This is a genomic window from Thermanaeromonas sp. (genome assembly GCF_021890735.1).
In the GTDB taxonomy this organism is placed as follows: domain Bacteria; phylum Bacillota; class DSM-521; order Neomoorellales; family Neomoorellaceae; genus Thermanaeromonas.
On the sequence record NZ_JAKKUR010000031.1, the window covers coordinates 1 to 17,161 of the forward strand.

Here is a 17,161-nt window from a genome sequence, read left to right on the forward strand (position 1 = left end):
ATGCTTTGAGGGTTGACACGGTTTATTCTGCTTTACCCAAACATTATCCGGCAGATAGCCACGGCGGCCAGGAGACTGGAGACATCGGCTATTAATCCCAAGGCCAAGGCATAGCGGTAACGCCGGATGCCTACGGACCCGAAGTATACGGTAAGGACGTAGAAAGTAGTATCGGTACTTCCCTGCATGACGGAAGCCAGACGACCGATGAAGGAGTCCGGACCATACTCGCTTATTAGTTCGGCGGCTACACCTAAGGCACCGCCACCGGATAAGGGTCTTAAGATGGCCAAGGGGAGGACTTCGCCGGGGATACCTGCCAGTCGCAACACGGGATCTAAAGCATGGGCCAGGAGATCCATGGCTCCTGAAGCCCTAAACACACCTATGGCCACCAGCATGCCTACCAAAAAGGGAATTATCTTTACGGCTACCTTGAACCCGTCTTCCGCCCCCGCCACAAAGGCCTCATAAACCCGTACCCCGCGGAGGAACCCCAAACTCGGGATAAAAAACAGAAGGAAGGGAATAGCCCACCGGGAAAGTTCAAGTATCAAGCCAGTCATTAGCACAAAGGCCCCCTTTGTTTTAGGACACGAAGCCGCGCGAGGCCAACTTAAATGTTATCAACGCGCTTTCTTAACGCCGAGGTCCGCTATCTCAAGGTAGCCCTGCGGAAAAGGCGGTCGGCCAGAATGGCGGCCAGCATGCTGGCGCCGGTAGATAAAATTGTAGGCCCTACGATAATGGTGGGATCTGTAGAATTGGCTGCTGCCCGGATACCGATGATGGTGGCCGGAAGTAGGGTGATGCAACCGGTATTTAATCCCAAAAAAGTACACATGGCAGGGGTGGCTTCTTCCGGGGACGGGTTAAGCTTTTGAAGTTCCTGCATGGCTTTAAGTCCAAAGGGAGTGGCGGCATTACCCAGCCCTAAAATATTGGCGCTTAAATTCATAAGGATGGCTCCCAAGGCAGGGTGATCTGGCGGAAGTTCCGGAAATAAAATACGGGTCAAGGGTTTAAGTGCGCGGGCCAGAAGTCTTACCAGCCCCGCTTCTTCGGCTATCCTTAAAAGCCCCAGCCAAAGAGCCATAAGCCCTACCAGTTCTAAAGCTAAATTCACCGCTGTACGGGCCGCCTCCAGAGAGGCGGAGGTAACCACTTCTATCTTCCCCTGGCTTGCAGCCACTATTATACCGGCTAAAAGCATGGCTAACCATACCAGGTTTACCATCCCAGCACGCCCTCCTTAGGTTACCTGTAGTAACCTTATGAAGGGCTGGGAAAATATAGAACTTAAATTAAGCGAATCCAGGGGAAGTTAAAGACGCTTAGGAACCCCTGCAGGAAAGCGACCCACCAGGGCCTTTGTGGTACATCCCGGGCCGCAACTAAATCCACAGTTACGCTTTGCCCTTGAGCTCCTTCGGGAAGGGTTTTAGGGCCTTTTAATATAAAGGTTAACTCCCCCAGCTTCTGCCCTTTTCTAAGGGGAGCCTTGATCTCGGGCAGAAGGTTTACCTCCTTCTCCCATACCGGTTGCCCTTCCCGGGGGACGGCAGCCACGACCGGGCGGGCTGTAACTAAAGGCACCGTACCTGCTAGGGAGCCCTCAACAGGCGCCTGGGTTATAACTTCTCCCTCTCCCGCCAAAACCTCATACTTAAAGTGGTTAAATCCGTAGTCGAGAAGCTCTCTAATCTCGCGGTACATGTTAGGTGAATGCATGACTACGGCTATAAGCTGTCGCCCTTCCCGGGTAGCCGACCCTACCAGTACTTGTCCGGCCTCCCGGGTATAGCCGGTCTTTACACCATCTGCTCCAGGGTAGGCGTTATAACCCCATAGTAGCTGGTTGGTATTGACCAGCAACCTATCCCAGGGCTTCCCCGGCCAAGGAATCACCTTTTCCCGCGTGGCTACTATTTCTCTAAATTTAGGTATGTTCAACGCATAGCGGGCAAGGAGGGCTAAATCATAGGCTGAGGAATAGTGCCCCGGAGCGTGCAAACCGTGGGGATTTACATAATGAGTATCCCGCGCCCCTATCTCTCGGGCTTTTTGGTTCATGAGGGCCACAAAATTTTCCTCTGTACCGCCTATGTGTTCAGCAATGGCTACAGCGGCATCGTTGGCGGAACGCAAAAGAAGGGCGTAAAGCAATTCTTCCAGGGTGAGGGTTTCCCCTTCTTGTAAATATACGGCCGCTTCTCCAACTTGAGCTGCCCTTCGACTTGTCCGAACTACATCCGATAGGTTGCCCCTCTCTAAAGCTACAATGGCCGTGGTGATTTTAGTGGTACTGGCCTGTGGTAGTCGCACATGGGGGTTTTTACTCCAGAGCACCTGGCCAGTTAGGCCATCCATAAGTACCGCGCTCTTAGCCTCAATTTGAGGTTCCCGTGGTGAGCCTTCAGCCGGCAGGGCGGGAACTGCGCAGATGAAAAGAAGGCACAAAGATAGCCCAACAGCCAGCCTGCGGGGATTAAAGAAGACAAAATCCATCTTATCTTTCACCCCAGGCTGCTATTATTCGCCGCTGGGCGCAAATTTCCTCCTTCTAAGGCTATTGAGGTCGCAGGATAGTCATGGTTTCCTTGGTTACAGTGTCTCCTTTTTTACGTCCCAAGATCTCCTGGATGCGATCTAGTACCTGCGGAGTTAAATCTATCAAGCGTTCTACTGCTGTATTAGCATCTACGGGTAAAAGGCGGATCTTATCCTTGCCCACTACCAGAAAGCCTACAGGTTGTACCGATACTCCCGCACCGCTCCCCCCACCAAAGGGCACCGCTTGATTACCCCCGCCTCCGCCGTCCCGGCCCTCGAGTTCGTATTCTGAGCCTCCGGCAGCAAAACCACACGTCACCCTGGAAACGGGAAGGATCACCAGACCGTCAGGAGTTTCGATGGGTTCGCCCACAACTGTGTTAACATTTACCATTTCCTTAATGCTCTCCATGGCTGTCTTCATGAGGCCCTCTATAGGGTGGTTGCTCAAATTTTTTCGCCCCCCTTCCCCAAGGTAGTGCTGCCTATGAGTGTTCTTATTCCGGCGATAATAATATGACCGGGGGAAAAAATAAATATGCAGTGGAGTTTAGTGCGGTAGCGCGCCTCACCGAAGCAGGGCAGGATCCTTATATCAGGCTGTTGAAGTTTAAGGCGAGTGTAAGTGCGCAGGTTACGGTAAAAAAAAGCGGCTACGTTCCACAGCAAGCCTGTGGCTAAGGCGGTCAAAGCAGGATCACCTGCCCCCACTTCCGTTACCCAGGAAAAGTAACAGCATTTAGTTTTAAACAGGATCTCCTTCCAGAAGCGGAATATCCAAGTTAAAATTTTATGGGCTCCCGGAGGAGGGCTCATAATTAGGACGAAAGGTTCTTGTTTCTGTCCGCGGTCGGAAATGAGCTTTACGGAGGGAAGAAAAAAGGAGTAAGGGAAGGGATGCCAAAGGTAATTTAAAGACTTGCCACCATAGTTAAGCCGGACGTCGAGCAGGCCGGTCCCTTCTTCGTATTTGTAAATCACCTCTAATTTTAAAGGTAAAATCAAAAGCAAAATTAAGCCGCAAAAAAGGCTTATGGCTAGGCTTAAAGCCAGCACTTTCAACTCACCGGTTTTATTGTTCCCGGGCAGGAGCCACTTCTTCCAAGGGAGGAAGTTCTTCTAAGCTTTTTAAGCCGAAATGTTCGAGAAAAAGGGAGGTAGTACCGTAAAGTATGGGGCGGCCGGGTGCATCCTTGCGGCCCACCTCCTTCACCAGGCCCCGGTTTAAAAGGGTAGCAAGTACTCCATCTACTTTAACTCCCCGTAAGTTTTCGATTTCTGCTTTAGTTATGGGCTGGCGGTAGGCGATAATGGCTAAAGTTTCCAAAGCGGCCCGGGAAAGGGAAGGAAGTTCGGGTTTAAGGAAGTTTTCAATGTAAGAGGCGTATTCCGGACGTGTGCACATCTGGTAGCCGCCCGCCACCTTACGTATCTGCAGGCCGTGCTCGTCCCTTTCGTACAGCTCCTGCAGCTCCTGCACCAGTATTTCTACTTCTTCTTCCGAGATTTTAAGTGCACGGGCCAGCTCAGCAGGGCTTGCCGGCCTGCTGCTGACAAAAAGGAGGCACTCCAGGGCCGCCCTGCTCTTCCGGCTAAAGGCTGTGGCCAACAAGCTCACCCCTTAAGCCAAACCTCAATTTCCCCGAAAGGTTCTCTTTGATAAATATGCACACGCCCTTGCCGGGTAAGTTCCAATAAAGCCGCAAAGGTAGCCACTACTTCCAGCCTCGTCGGATGGGGGCTGAGGAAGGAGGAAAAGCTCAATTTCCCTTTCGCCCGGTTTAAATACTGAAGGATAAGGCGCTGTTGGGTTAAAAGGGTTATCCGGGGCTTGGTCAGGTACTGGGCTTTGAGGCGAGCCTCTCCTGCACTTTCATAGCGGGCCAGCACAGATTTGACGGCCTGCTTTAGGTCTGGCAAAGTAATACCTGCAAGAGGATCTACAGGGCTCAAGGCTTCTGTTACAGTCGAGGCCGTAAAGGCTCTTGTAAAAATTAAAGAAGCACGCTCTTGCAGTTCGGCAAGCTTTTGGGCAGCCTCTTGGAAAAGGCGATACTCTTCGAGTCTCCTTAAGGAGAGTTCAGCCCACGAGTCTCCCCCTTCTTTTTCTTCCTCCGACTGAACTTCTTCCGGCCGATAAAGAAGGAGCCGGGCCTTAAGGGCCAGTATCTCTGCTGCCAAAAGGAGGAATTCCTCCAGGACATCAATATCTTCCTCCTGGCTAAGATAAATCCAGGAAGCGGAAATCTCCGCTACGGGTACGGCATAAAAAGATATGGCTTCTTCCTTAAGAAGGATGAGGAGCAGGTCTAAAGGACCCTGAAACAGGTCGAGCTCAATATAGTAAGGCATAGGCCCTGCAGCTCCCCTATTTACAAGCCCATAGCAGCCCTTACCTCTTCCATAGTCCGCCGAGCTACTGCCCTAGCCCTGTCCGAGCCCTGAGCCACAATATCGTCTAAAATCCCCGGGTTACGCAGGAACTTTTCCCTCCGCTCGCGTACGGGTTCTAAGTAGGCATTGATCTTTTCCGCCAGGCGTGCTTTACACGGTACGCACCCGATGGCTCCTTCCCGGCAACTCTTCCTGGTATCCTCTATCTCGTCGGGATTAAAGATCTCATGGTAAGTGTGCACCACACAAACCTCCGGATGACCGGGATCCGTCTTATGAATCCGTGCAGGATCTGTAACCATCAGGCGCACCCTTTCCGTTACTTCTTCCGGAGTAGCCGAAAGAGGGATATCGTTCCGGTAGCTCTTGCTCATCTTCCGCCCGTCAATACCTGGTAAAAGGGGTACCCTAGATAGCAAGGCCTGGGGTTCCGGGAACAGGCGGGTCTTATAAAGGTAATTAAACCTTCTGGCTACCTCCCGGCAAAACTCCAGGTGGGGTAATTGGTCCTCCCCTACGGGCACGGCATCGGCCTTATAGATTAAAATGTCCGCCGCCTGAAGGAGGGGGTAGCCTAAAAATCCGTAAGTTGATACATCCTTACCCTCCTGCCCTAACTGCTGTAACTGATCTTTATACGTTGGCACCCGTTCTAGCCAAGAAAGGGGGGTAAACATGGAAAAAAGGAGGTGTAATTCGGCGTGTTCCTTAACATGAGACTGGATGAAAATAGTACTCAACTCAGGGTCAAGGCCTGCACTCAACCAGTCTACAAGCATGTTGCGGATATTTTCTTGAAGTTCTCCGGTTTCCTCGTAGGCTGTGGTTAAAGCGTGCCAGTCGGCTATAAAATAAAAGCATTCGTACTCCCCTTGCAGCTTCACCCAGTTCTCTAAAACCATAAGATGCCCGATATGGAGCCGGCCCGTAGGCCGCATGCCGCTTAAGATCCTGCTACGTCCCATAATACGCTCTTACCTCCAAAACTTATTCTCATGCTTATTCCTTTATATCACCGTCAGCCTGCTAGCCTGCAGGATAAGGTCCAGCACCAAGGAAACCAAAGGCTGCATGATACGCCCGGTTATACCGGTGGCAATAAAGAAAAGGAGCAAAAAGGGGCCTAAGGTTTCTAGACCATATATATAACTTGCGCTTTCCCGCGAAACTAGCCCGGCTAAAACCCTTGAGCCGTCCAAAGGCGGGATAGGAAGAAGATTAAACACAGCTAGAACTACATTGTACACGACTAACAAGTTAAAGAAGGCGGACAGAAAATCTCCCTGCCAACCCCAAAAGCCGCTTATCCTCCAAGCCACAGCCCCCAGGTAAGCTATCACCAAGTTCATCAAGGGACCGGCGAGGGCCACCAGCATCATGGCTTTTCGACGTTCCATCTGAAAGTAAAAGGGGTTGATTTGCACCGGTTTAGCCCAACCGAAGCCAGCCACAATAAGGAGCAGGGTACCTAAAGGGTCTAAATGGGCTAAGGGGTTTAGGGTTAGTCTCCCTTGGTACTTGGGCGTGGGATCTCCTAAAAGATAAGCTACCTTGCCATGGGCATACTCATGGAATGTTAAAGCCAGCAGTAGAGCCGGGATACCGGCTAAAAGTTTTGTCAGGCTATCTAAATACAAGTTATAAAAAAAGCCTCCTTTCTTCTTGGCCGCAAGCCCTTAGGTCTCAAGCCTTTCAGGCAGGATATCGCACCGCAATAGGTCTTCGTAGGTTTCCCGGCGCACGATAAGGTCGGCCCGGCCGTCCTTTACCAGAACCGCTGCCGGCCGGGCTAAGCGGTTGTAGTTGCTGGCCATGGAATAACCATAAGCACCGGTACAAGGCATAAGAAGTATGTCTCCGGGCTCTACAGGCGGTAAAGGAATATCCCATATCAGCATATCTCCCGATTCGCAGCATTTACCGGTTATAGAGACCACTTCGGTAGCGGGAGCATCTGCTTTATTGGCCAAGATAGCTTCGTAACGGGCGCCATAAAGCGCAGGCCGGATGTTATCAGCCATGCCACCGTCGACGGCCACGTACTTTCGTACTCCGGGTATATCTTTTATGGCACCTACAGTATAAGCCGTGCTCCCCGCCGGCCCGATTATCGACCTTCCCGGTTCAACAATAACCTTAGGAAGTTTCAACCTTCTCTTCTCGGCCTCGTCGTAAACAGTAGCCATGATGGTATCGGCAAAGGTTTCAATAGGTTGGGGATCGTCGCCTTCTACGTAGGCTATGCCGAATCCGCCTCCTAAGTCAAGTTCCTCAGTTATAAGCCCTACATCCTTAAGTGTTTCTTCTATAAAGTCCATCATTACTTCGGCGGCATAACGATAGGGCTCTACTTGGAAAATTTGCGAGCCTATATGGCAGTGGAGCCCTTTATATTCTATTCCCGGAAGCTCCCGGGTTTTCCGCACGGCTTCCAGGGCCTGGCCGGTTGGTAAGGTAAAGCCGAATTTAGAGTCTATCTGGCCCGTCCGGATGTATTCATGGGTATGTGCTTCTATGCCGGGGGTGACCCGCAAAAGTACGGGCACCCTCTGCCCCCTTTCAACGGCTAGGCGGTTTAAGGTTTCGAGTTCCAGGAAGTTATCCACCACCACCCGGCCTACTCCGGCTTCCAGTGCCAGCAACAGTTCTTGCCTGCTTTTGTTGTTACCGTGAAAGTAAATGCGGGAGGGAGGAAAGCCGGCCTTAAGAGCTGTGTACAGCTCGCCACCAGATACCACATCTAAACCCAATCCCTCTTGGGCTATTATGCGGCAGATAGCGGTAGTTAAAAAGGCCTTACCCGCATAAATTACTTCTGCGTTACCATACTTCTGAACAAAAGCTTGTTTAAACTTGCGGCAGTTGGCCCGGATAAGGTCTTCATCAAAAATGTATAAAGGCGTTTCAAACTCCCGGGCTAAATCTACGACATCGCAGCCCCCGATCTCGAGATGACCTCGTTCATTGATACGCATGGTGCCGCGCAGCTGCATCCACCAGTTCTCCTTTCCCGAGTATATCTACATTTTAACCCACTGAGGGACTTCTGTCCAGAAAAGGAAAGTAGCTTTGGCAGGAAACCACCTTATACCGTCGAAATTTATGGAAACAGTATTGGTGGAAGGAGGTTTCCGAGTGGGAGAACCGCATCTGGATTTAAGGATAGCTCCTTGCGAGATCGAACCGGTCACAGAAGTATTAAAAGAAGGTAATATCTTCCTGGTTTCCCTACCCACCGGAGAAATTACCGGACGGAGTTTGGGCTCCTTAGGGCTCTACCACGCCGACACCAGATACCTGGATTGCCTGGAACTTTATCTTCACGGGTTAAAACCCATTTATCTTTCTTCTGCCATCCGGGATAGCCACTTCGCACAGATAGAGCTCACCAATCCGGAGTTCACCCTGCCCTCAGGGCAGGTGGTACGCCTTCATACCGTGCACCTGCGCCTGCTGAGGATTATCAAGGATGCTTTCTATCAGCGCTTGCGGCTTATAAACTTCAATTCGTTTCCTTTAACCGTTTCCCTGGATATGATCTTCGGAGCCGACTACCGGGACATCTTTGAAGTCCGGGGAACAATAAGAAAGCGCCGGGGTGAACTTTTAAGCCCCGAAGTTAAGCGCTGGGGGATTAAGCTGGCTTACAGGGGGCTAGACGGCCAAATACGCACTACAGCCATTTCCCTGGATCCAGCTCCCAACGAGATAAAGGCTGAGCCCGGACGCGCACGGGTCCGCTATATCTTAACCTTACCCCCTCAAAAGAAGATATACCTTCACCTACGCATCGACCTGGACAGGGATATTGTGGAAAATCCCGACCACATAAGTACGAGTTTTTCGGCCGCCACCATCATGCTGGCCGGCCGCTACCACCAGTGGGAGCGCGAGTGTACGCAGGTTTATACGGATAACACTTCTTTAAATAACATGTTGCAAACAGCGGTAACTGACCTGGCCGCGCTCCAAACCGACTACCCGGGGGAAGGAAGGATATTGGATGCAGGTATCCCCTGGTATGCGGCGCCCTTCGGCCGTGACTCCCTTATTACTTCCTGGCAAACCCTGATCCTTAATCCTAATATAGCTAAGGATACCCTCCGCTTTTTAGCCCGCTACCAGGGGAGGCGCCTGGACCGGTGGCGGGAGGAAAGGCCGGGAAAGATATTCCATGAACTGCGCCGGGGAGAGATGACCAAATGCGGGGAGGTTCCCCACAGCCCTTACTACGGGTCTATTGATTCTACCCTCTGGTTCATCATTCTTCTAGGAGCTACTTACCGCTGGACTTTAGATAAGGAATTGCTGGAGGAAATGACCGAGCCTTTACGCCGCTGCCTTTACTGGTGCACTTGGTACGGAGACTTGGACAGCGATGGGTATCTGGAGTACCTGCGGGAATCTCCCGCCGGCCTCACCAATCAAGGGTGGAAGGATTCCTGGGATGCCGTAGTAGACCCTGAGGGAAACATACCGCCTGGACCCATAGCCTTGGTTGAGGTACAAGCTTATTATTACCTGGCCCTAAATGAGGCGGCCTTCCTTTTTAAGCAGTTAGGAGACGGTGTAACAGCCGCCAACCTCATCCGGCGGTCTACTAAGTTAAGGGAGAAGTTTATACGTGATTTTTGGCTGGAAGACGAAGGATATCTCGTCTTCGCCCTGGATGGACATAAAAAACCCGTAACGACTTTAGTTTCGAACGGTGGCCACGCATTGTTTACAGGCATTTTATCCCCTGAGCAGGCCCGCCGGGTGGCAAGCAGGCTTTTAGCCGAAGATTTCTATTCCGGCTGGGGCATCCGCACCATGAGCAAGAAGGAAAAAGCCTACAATCCAATGAGTTATCATAACGGCTCCGTATGGCCCCACGATAATGCCATTATAGCTTCTGGTATGAGGCGCTACAACTGCCTGCATGAGCTTAAGAAATTGGCCTCCGGGCTTTTCGAGGCCAGTGCCTTCTTTTCTTATAACCGCTGGCCGGAACTCTTCTGCGGCTTCACCCGCCGGGGTTTAACAGGACCCGTCCGCTACCCCATAGCTTGCGACCCGCAAGCCTGGGCTGTAGGTAGCCTTTTTTCTTTTTTACAAAGTTTGCTAGGTTTAGATTGCCGGGATAACACCATATATATTAATCGGCCACTTCTCTTACCAGGAGCCAAGAAGCTAGAAGTGCGGAATCTCTTAGTGGGACAGAGCCGCATCGATCTAGCCTTTGAGGAAAAGGAAGGGCAAGTCTTCTGCCACGTATTAAGAAAGGAGGGCAATGTGAGGGTCATCATCGAGGCCTGAAAGGGCGGGTCCTGCCTTTCCTTGACTTTCATTGTGCTCCTGGATTATAATTAAAGTGTTAACTTATTCCATAAAGGGGGAGGAATAGCATATGCGTATTGCCATGGTACACTGGGCCTTCCCCCCTATAATCGGCGGGGTGGAGTCGCATCTGGCCCTCCTTTGCCCACGGTTGGTACAGCTTGGTCATACGGTCAGCTTGCTTACGGCCACGGCTCCTGATACTGCTGACCAGGAAACCTGGCGAGGAGTGGCTATCCGGCGCTCTCCTCTGCTAGATCTTAACTCCTTGAACCCTGAAATTATAGAAAGCAGAGCCCAAGAGATCCGGCAAGTACTGGAAAGCTTCCTTTTGGATTTCCGGCCGGATATAGTACATGCCCATAATATGCATTATTTTAGTTACGTCCATGCTAAGGCACTACAGGAGATCTGCCAGCGCCATGGCTGGCCCCTGATCCTTACCGCCCACAACGTGTGGGAAGATGAGTTATGGGAGAAAATGAATACTCTTGCCTGCGGGTGGGATAGAGTAATCGCCGTTAGCCACTACATACGCCAGGAGCTGATGGTAAACGGATACCCGCCTGAGCGCATACATGTAGTGCACCATGGTATTGACACGCAGGTATTCCATCCCCCCACTGCTTCAGAAGTGCAAAAAGCCCTGCAAACCTACCCAAATTTACGCGGCCGGCGTGTAATATTCCATCCAGCCCGTATGAGCAAGGCTAAAGGTTGCGATTTAAGTATCCGTGCCCTCGACCTCGTCCGCCGGGAAGTTCCGGATGTTATTCTGGTATTGGCTGGAACCACGAATACGGTAGACTGGGGTCAAAAACAGCCCGCGGAAGTAGCCTACATGTACCAACTTATAGAAGAGTTGGACCTCAAAGATCACGTTTTTATCCGCTTTTTCCCCTGGTCAGAGATGCCAGAAATCTATAAAGTGGCCGAAGTATGCCTTTACCCCTCTATATTCCAGGAACCCTTCGGTTTGGTCATGTTGGAAGCCATGGCCACTGCTAAACCCATCATCGTAAGCCGGGCGGGAGGAATGCCCGAGGTTGTACGGCCTGGCTTCAACGGTTTCCTAGCAAGCATAGGCGACTACCGGGAACTAGCCCGTTATATCACCTTCCTCCTTCGTAACCCTGGCGTTGCAACCATCCTTGGACGTAACGGACGCCGTCACGTAGAGCAACACTTCACGGTGGATACCATGACTAGAGCCACCCTGGAGGTTTACCAGGAAGCGCTGTCCTGCTTCAAGCAGGCTAGCAACTGGTAAAGGTAGAGGGGGGGCTTGCGCTTATGCTTAAGGAACCGAAGATAGTCCTGGTATCTAACCGGGGTTCGTATACCCTTAAGGAGATAGACGGCAAAATTGAGGCGGTACCAGCCATAAGCGGGTTGGTTTCGGCTGTTGAACCTGTCCTTAAAGAAAAAGGAGGGGTTTGGGTGGCCTGGGGCGGCCGGGAAGCAGCCGCCCCAGAAACCCCTGGAGTAAGGCTTAATGTGCCACCGGAGAACCCCGCCTACCTGTTCTGCGAGGTACCTCTTACCGGAGATGAGATCCGCCGTTACTACCACGGGTTTACCAACGGCGCCCTCTGGCCTTTGTGCCACTACTTCCTAGAAAAGTGCCGCTACAGTAACTCGGAGTGGTTAGCCTACCGCCAGGTGAACTTTAAGTTTGCCCTGGCCGCTTTAGCTGAAACCGGCCCCCAAGATATTGTGTGGGTTAATGATTATCATCTCGCCCTAGTACCGGGTATTATCAGGCGTCATAAACCAGGACTAAAGCAAGCTTTCTTTTGGCATATTCCCTTCCCCCATTATGACCTCTTCGCCACCCTACCCTGGGCCCGGGCTATACTCCGTGGCCTTCTGGGAAGCGATGTAATAGGTTTCCACCTGCCGGATTATAGCTATAACTTCCTGCACGCGGTAAATAAGCTCCTTGAAGCCCCCGTAGATTACAACACCTTTACCATAAGGTGGCAGGGCCGGAAGATATTCACCCCGGCCTGGCCCATGGGTATTGACTACGAAGCCTTTCAAAAACTGGCTTGCGACCCTAAGATACGGAAACAGGCTGAAGAGCTACGCCGCCAGATCGGTACAGAACGCATAGCGCTGGCGGTAGAAAGGCTTGACTACACTAAAGGTATTCTGGAACGGCTACTGGCCTTCGAGCGTTTCCTGGAGGAAGCTCCTGAATGGCGGGGCCGGGTATCTCTCCTGCAGATCGCCGTACCCAGCCGCACTGCCGTACCTGCCTACCAGCAGCTCCGGAGCCAGGTGGAGGAAGCGGTGGGACGTATAAATGGCCGGTTTAGCGAAGGTAACTACCGCCCGGTACATTATTTCTGGCGAGGGATACCCCGCCAGGAGCTGGTATCCTATTACTTGGCTGCTGATATTATGATGGTTACACCACTGAGAGACGGCTTAAATCTGGTAGCCAAAGAGTATGTGGCCAGCCGGGTAGACGGCACGGGTGTCCTAATCTTAAGCCGTTTTGCCGGCGCGGCCCGGGACCTCAAAGAAGCGGTGATAATTAATCCTTACGATATTGAAGGAACAGTAGTGGCCCTTAAGGCTGCCTTGGCTATGCCTGTATCGCAGCAAAAACAGCGCTTAAGAAAATTGCAGGAGCAGGTCCGGCGCTTCGATGTGCGCTGGTGGCTGGCCAACTTCCAGCGAGCCCTCCAGGAACGCGAGGTAAAAGAAGAAGATGCAGTACGCCGACATTTGCGCGTTAGCAGCTTCAGTACGCTCCCGTCCACAAGTTTTATTGATGCTTGATTACGATGGGACCCTAGTACCCCTGGCACCTAAGCCTCAAGATGCTCGGCCTTCTTTAAAGCTCCTTAATCTATTGAGCTGCTTGAGCCGGGATACAAAAAAACGTGTGGCTATAATAAGCGGTCGTAGGGCGGAGGAGCTGGCCGCCCTCCTTCCTGTATCTTACCTTTTCCTTTCCGGGTTGCACGGCCGGGAAATTTTACACCCGGCGCAAAGCGCCGGAGGCCCCCGTTTGAAGGTTAAACTGGGCCCTCCGGGCCCTCCTCCAGGCATCTGGGAGGAGATCCGTGCCCTTGCACAAGAGTTAGCATCCAGGATTCCAGGTTTCTGGGTAGAAGACAAGGAGGAATCCATAGCCTTACACTTCCGCCAGGCTAAGCCTGGAGAGGCTAAAGAAACAGTGGAAACTTTTATCCGTTCTACACAGCCCCTTGTCCAGGCCTACCAGTTGGAATACCTTAAGGGTAATAAAGTGATAGAGGTACGTATCAGGGGTATCCACAAAGGTATAGCTGTAGAATATTTTTTAAACCTTTTCCCCTCTGCCTTCCCTGTATTTTTGGGTGATGACTTGACTGATGAAGATGCCTTTCGTACCCTTAAAGGACGGGGTTTGACCATACTGGTGGGAGAGAAACGCCCCACGCTGGCTGACTATTACTTGCCGTCGCCGGCTGCGGTAGAAGATTTCTTGACCCAGCTCTTGCAGTGAACCCTAACCCATTTTCAGGAAAAGGAGGTAGAGAAGGTGCTTCCCATTCGTAAAGCGGTTATTCCCGCTGCAGGTTGGGGTACGCGCTTTTTGCCGGCTACAAAAGCCCAGCCGAAGGAAATGCTTCCTATAGTAGATAAGCCGGCTATTCAGTATATTGTAGAGGAAGCGGTACACTCAGGAGTCACTTCCCTTTTAATAATTACGGGTAAGCACAAACGGGCTATTGAGGACCATTTCGATTTATCTGTGGAGCTTTCTACCCTGTTAAGGGAGAAAAACAATCTTGAAATGTTAGAGGTGGTAGAGCAAGTAGCCAACCTGGCCGATATACATTATATCAGGCAAAAAGAGCAGCTCGGCCTCGGGCACGCAGTACTTTGCGCCCGCCAGTTCGTAGGTGAAGAACCCTTCGCGGTACTCCTAGGAGACGATATAATTGTGAATGATATTCCTTGTTTAAAGCAAATGATACAGGCCTATAACGAAGTGGGTCAAGCTATTGTGGCGGTCCAGGAAGTGCCTAAGGAGGAGGTAAAGCGTTACGGTATTGTAGAGCCCGTTGGAAATACTGACAACGGTCTCTTCCGCGTCAAAGGCTTGGTAGAAAAACCTGATCCCCAGGATGCGCCTTCCAACCTGGCCGTAATCGGCCGCTATATATTGCTTCCTGAGGTCTTCCCCATCCTGGCCGACCTTCCTCCGGGGGCCGGGGGAGAAATCCAGCTAACCGATGCGTTGAATATTTTAGCCCGTGAGGGCCGCGTGTATGCTTACCGCTTTGTGGGCCGGCGTTATGATGTAGGCGATAAACTGGGTTTCTTACAGGCAACTGTAGAGTTCGCCCTGGAGCGCCCGGACCTGGCCGAACCTTTCCGGAAGTACTTGCTCAACCTTCTAGCCGCACATCTTGAAATTCCGGAAGCAGCGGCCAGCCGGGAAGGTTAACCGTTGCCTCGTGAGCTATCCTGGTCTTGGGGCGATGTTCTCCGGCTTACCCGCTCTTCCAGGCTTGCCCCGCCTTCGCGTAAGAAGGGCTTGTAGGCCGGTGCGGGCTGCCGGTCCTCGTCAAGGGGATGGAGGGCGGGGGGCCGTAAGTTTTGCAAAGGTACCGGGGATCTTATTAAAATGGTTTTGAGCGATCGCCAGTCCCAAGGCAGTAAAGGCCAAAGGTAGGGCACACCAAAGGATTTGGTGGTCGCCAAAAGCAAAAAGGTGCCAATCAGGACCATTAGCAGTCCGGGAAGCCCCCAAAAACCTACGGCCAAAAGGGCTGCTATGCGTACCAATGTGTTGGCCATACCTAACTCATAACTTGGGGTAGCGAATATACCTATGGCAGCCACGGCCATATAAAGAATAATCTCCGGGTTAAAAAGCCCCACGGCGATGGCTACTTCCCCTATGAGTATGGCAGCTATAAGGCCTAAGGCGGTGGCCAACGCCGTGGGAGTATGTATGGCCGCCATGCGTAAAAGATCTATACCTCCTTCGGCAAGGAGAAACTGCCACATAAGGGGAACGGCCGCAATCTTCTTGGGCCCCAGCCATTCCAGGCCCGGAGGGATAAGGCTGCGGTTTAAGGCTAAAAGCAGCCAGACGGGAGGAAGAAACACAGAAACCAGCACGCCCAGAAAGCGCACCCAGCGCAAGAAAGCTCCTACTAAAGGAGCCTGCCTATATTCCTCGGCATGCTGTAGATGATGGAAAAGGGTGGCAGGGATGATCATGGCGCTGGGAGATGTGTCTACCATAACCAGGACGTGACCTTCCAAGAGATGAACAGCAGCTACGTCCGGCCTTTCCGTATATCTTACGCGGGGAAAGGGGTTCCACCAATTTCCCGGAGTGATAAGTTCTTCTACCGATTTTTCCGCCATGGGCAGGCCATCTATTTTGATGGCCTTGATTCTTTTCTTTACCCTTTCCACCAATCCTGGGTGAGCTATATCTTTAATGTAAACTACTGCTATATCGGTCTTGGAACGGCTACCGGCTTGGAGAATTTCTATTCTTAACCGCGGATCGCGTATCCGCCGGCGAAGAAGGTTGGTGTTGGATAGCAGGGTTTCTACGAAGCCATCCCGGGACCCCCTCACCACCCGTTCAAGATCAGGCTCCTCGGGATTCCGGACGGGGTATCGGCGGGCATCTATCATTATCACTTCTTCGAACCCATCCACCACCAGGGCCAGCTCCCCGGCCAGAACCTTGTCTACTACCTGGTGCAAGTCTCCCAACGTGTCAACTTCTATATAGTTGATATATTGTTCCAGGGTTTTCTTAAAAGGAGAAGGCGCCAGCTCTTCCCTTGCTAATTCTGACAGGCGCCTCAGTATGTATAACATGATATCATCTTTAATGAAACCGTCAATGTAAAATAGGCTGGCCCGGCGGCCGGCAAACATAATGTCATGCCGGATAACATCAAAGCTTTCTTTAACCCCCAGCTCCTTGTTTAGCCACTCTACGTTAGCTTCCAGGTTTTTTTCTACCTTTGCTTCTTCCCCGGTTATAGCCATTTAAGTTATCCTCCTAAATTATTATTCATCTGTTAACCCCGCGGGTTAAAGATAACGGCCATCAAATATCCGAACAGTATCGCGGCTGTAAGGCCCACGGCCGTCATCTGCAGGCCTCCCGAAAAAGCACCTAGGAATCCCTTGGTCTTAACTGCAGCTAAAGCTCCCTGGGCTAAGAGATGTCCGAAGCCGCTTAAAGGTATGGTGGCCCCGGCTCCGCCTATCTGCACGAGCGGTTGGTACAGCCCCAACGCGCTTAAGACAGCTCCTCCGGTAACAAATCCGACAAGGACATGGGCGGGGGTAACCTTGTAGGGCGTTAAATCCATAATGAGCTGGCCTATCAGGCAGATGATTCCACCCACTAAGAAAGCCAGGAGTACACTCAAAGCAGCTTCCCCTTTCACCTCGAATTTTTCCGGTTTCTTTAGCCTCATATTGTTGCGCAGTGGAGATAAGTTTCGGGTCAGGCAAGCTATGGTCTTTCTATCACTACGGCGTGCCCAATGCTCGGGATGGATTCTCCCTGGTAAGTAGAGGTGGGGCTCAAAAGGGCACCGGTCCCTATGCCCAGTATACGTTTGTAGGTACCGTCGTTAAGCTTGCCCATGAGATGCCCGGCGAATACTACCGCGGAGCAGGCGCACCCGCTTCCGCCCGCATGGGTCCCCTGCCTTTCGGAATCATAGATTAAGAGGCCGCAGTCGGTATATTTTTCCCCTAGATTGTAGCCGTTTTGTGAGGCAAGTTTTAAGGCTAACTCCCTGCCTACCCGGCCCAGGTCGCCAGTTATAATCAAGTCATAATCATCGGGGGTCCGCCCGGTATCTTGAAAATGGCGAACCAACGTGTCCACGGCAGCAGGAGCCAT

The 17,161-nt window shown here is 51.8% G+C and carries 17 protein-coding genes and 1 pseudogene; 5 read left to right on the top strand and 13 right to left on the bottom strand.

Features of this window, described 5'->3' with window-relative positions; translation table 11 throughout:
- Positions 1–32: 32 nt before the first annotated feature.
- The 10 genes from L5656_RS06765 to lysA form a co-directional block, all read right to left on the bottom strand.
- Positions 33–566 carry a spore maturation protein gene (locus L5656_RS06765; protein ID WP_297200908.1) on the bottom strand — a complete coding sequence of 178 codons (534 nt, stop codon included), beginning with the start codon at positions 564–566 and terminating at the stop codon, positions 33–35.
- 89 nt (positions 567–655) lie between these two features.
- On the bottom strand, positions 656–1,237 hold the full coding sequence (locus L5656_RS06770; RefSeq protein WP_297200909.1) for a nucleoside recognition domain-containing protein: 582 nt from the start codon (positions 1,235–1,237) through the stop codon (positions 656–658).
- A gap of 62 nt (positions 1,238–1,299) precedes the next feature.
- Positions 1,300–2,508, bottom strand: a complete 1,209-nt coding sequence (locus tag L5656_RS06775) for a D-alanyl-D-alanine carboxypeptidase family protein (protein WP_297200910.1) — start codon at positions 2,506–2,508, stop codon at positions 1,300–1,302.
- A gap of 61 nt (positions 2,509–2,569) precedes the next feature.
- A complete protein-coding gene (ytfJ, locus tag L5656_RS06780) occupies positions 2,570–3,004 on the bottom strand; it encodes a GerW family sporulation protein (protein WP_297200911.1) in 435 nt (144 codons plus the stop codon).
- The gene (locus tag L5656_RS06785) at positions 3,001–3,609 is read right to left on the bottom strand and encodes a DUF2953 domain-containing protein (protein WP_297200912.1); all 609 of its coding nucleotides are present in this window, start codon (positions 3,607–3,609) and stop codon (positions 3,001–3,003) included. Before L5656_RS06785 ends, ytfJ begins: the two co-directional genes overlap by 4 nt.
- A gap of 16 nt (positions 3,610–3,625) precedes the next feature.
- On the bottom strand, positions 3,626–4,162 hold the full coding sequence (scpB, locus tag L5656_RS06790) for an SMC-Scp complex subunit ScpB (protein ID WP_297200913.1): 537 nt from the start codon (positions 4,160–4,162) through the stop codon (positions 3,626–3,628).
- A 5-nt stretch (positions 4,163–4,167) separates the two neighbouring features.
- Complete coding sequence (locus L5656_RS06795; protein ID WP_297200914.1) at positions 4,168–4,905, bottom strand: segregation and condensation protein A; 738 nt, start codon at positions 4,903–4,905, stop codon at positions 4,168–4,170.
- A 20-nt stretch (positions 4,906–4,925) separates the two neighbouring features.
- Positions 4,926–5,912, bottom strand: coding sequence for a tryptophan--tRNA ligase (trpS, locus tag L5656_RS06800; protein WP_297200915.1), 987 nt, complete (start codon positions 5,910–5,912; stop codon positions 4,926–4,928).
- Between the two features lie 42 nt (positions 5,913–5,954).
- Positions 5,955–6,584: a site-2 protease family protein gene (locus L5656_RS06805; protein ID WP_297200916.1), complete on the bottom strand. Its 630-nt coding sequence runs from the start codon at positions 6,582–6,584 to the stop codon at positions 5,955–5,957.
- Between the two features lie 39 nt (positions 6,585–6,623).
- A complete protein-coding gene (gene lysA / locus L5656_RS06810) occupies positions 6,624–7,940 on the bottom strand; it encodes a diaminopimelate decarboxylase (RefSeq protein WP_297200917.1) in 1,317 nt (438 codons plus the stop codon).
- A gap of 142 nt (positions 7,941–8,082) precedes the next feature.
- Between lysA and L5656_RS06815 the strand changes: the two genes are divergently transcribed.
- The 5 genes from L5656_RS06815 (at position 8,083) to galU (ending at position 14,716) form a co-directional block, all read left to right on the top strand.
- Positions 8,083–10,245, top strand: a complete 2,163-nt coding sequence (locus L5656_RS06815; RefSeq protein ID WP_297200919.1) for an amylo-alpha-1,6-glucosidase — start codon at positions 8,083–8,085, stop codon at positions 10,243–10,245.
- A 91-nt stretch (positions 10,246–10,336) separates the two neighbouring features.
- Positions 10,337–11,536 (top strand): glycosyltransferase family 4 protein, encoded by a 1,200-nt coding sequence (locus tag L5656_RS06820; protein WP_297200920.1) that lies wholly within the window; start codon positions 10,337–10,339, stop codon positions 11,534–11,536.
- 23 nt (positions 11,537–11,559) lie between these two features.
- Positions 11,560–13,056 (top strand): alpha,alpha-trehalose-phosphate synthase (UDP-forming), encoded by a 1,497-nt coding sequence (locus L5656_RS06825; RefSeq protein WP_297200922.1) that lies wholly within the window; start codon positions 11,560–11,562, stop codon positions 13,054–13,056.
- Positions 13,049–13,768 (top strand): trehalose-phosphatase, encoded by a 720-nt coding sequence (gene otsB, locus L5656_RS06830; protein ID WP_297200924.1) that lies wholly within the window; start codon positions 13,049–13,051, stop codon positions 13,766–13,768. The genes L5656_RS06825 and otsB overlap by 8 nt, the downstream gene beginning before the upstream one ends.
- Positions 13,769–13,804: 36 nt before the next feature.
- On the top strand, positions 13,805–14,716 hold the full coding sequence (galU, locus tag L5656_RS06835) for a UTP--glucose-1-phosphate uridylyltransferase GalU (RefSeq protein ID WP_297200926.1): 912 nt from the start codon (positions 13,805–13,807) through the stop codon (positions 14,714–14,716).
- Here galU and L5656_RS06840 read toward each other — a convergent pair.
- From L5656_RS06840 to L5656_RS06850, 3 genes and pseudogenes are all read right to left on the bottom strand, one after another.
- On the bottom strand, positions 14,713–16,290 hold the full coding sequence (locus tag L5656_RS06840; RefSeq protein ID WP_297200929.1) for a spore germination protein: 1,578 nt from the start codon (positions 16,288–16,290) through the stop codon (positions 14,713–14,715). The genes galU and L5656_RS06840 overlap by 4 nt on opposite strands.
- A 32-nt stretch (positions 16,291–16,322) precedes the next feature.
- Positions 16,323–16,679, bottom strand: a complete 357-nt coding sequence (spoVAE, locus tag L5656_RS06845) for a stage V sporulation protein AE (RefSeq protein ID WP_297200934.1) — start codon at positions 16,677–16,679, stop codon at positions 16,323–16,325.
- 86 nt (positions 16,680–16,765) lie between these two features.
- Positions 16,766–17,161: pseudogene (locus L5656_RS06850) on the bottom strand (stage V sporulation protein AD); the annotation flags it as partial.

Excerpts from the sequence above, each read along its gene's own strand:
- L5656_RS06765 (WP_297200908.1), bottom strand. The coding sequence starts at position 566 with ATGACTGGCTTGATACTTGAACTTTCCCGGTGGGCTATTCCCTTCCTT.
- L5656_RS06770 (WP_297200909.1), bottom strand. The coding sequence starts at position 1,237 with ATGGTAAACCTGGTATGGTTAGCCATGCTTTTAGCCGGTATAATAGTG.
- L5656_RS06775 (WP_297200910.1), bottom strand. The coding sequence starts at position 2,508 with ATGGATTTTGTCTTCTTTAATCCCCGCAGGCTGGCTGTTGGGCTATCT.
- L5656_RS06795 (WP_297200914.1), bottom strand. The coding sequence starts at position 4,905 with ATGCCTTACTATATTGAGCTCGACCTGTTTCAGGGTCCTTTAGACCTG.
- trpS (WP_297200915.1), bottom strand. The coding sequence starts at position 5,912 with ATGGGACGTAGCAGGATCTTAAGCGGCATGCGGCCTACGGGCCGGCTC.
- lysA (WP_297200917.1), bottom strand. The coding sequence starts at position 7,940 with ATGCAGCTGCGCGGCACCATGCGTATCAATGAACGAGGTCATCTCGAG.
- L5656_RS06820 (WP_297200920.1), top strand. The coding sequence starts at position 10,337 with ATGCGTATTGCCATGGTACACTGGGCCTTCCCCCCTATAATCGGCGGG.
- L5656_RS06825 (WP_297200922.1), top strand. The coding sequence starts at position 11,560 with ATGCTTAAGGAACCGAAGATAGTCCTGGTATCTAACCGGGGTTCGTAT.
- otsB (WP_297200924.1), top strand. The coding sequence starts at position 13,049 with ATGCTTGATTACGATGGGACCCTAGTACCCCTGGCACCTAAGCCTCAA.
- L5656_RS06840 (WP_297200929.1), bottom strand. The coding sequence starts at position 16,290 with ATGGCTATAACCGGGGAAGAAGCAAAGGTAGAAAAAAACCTGGAAGCT.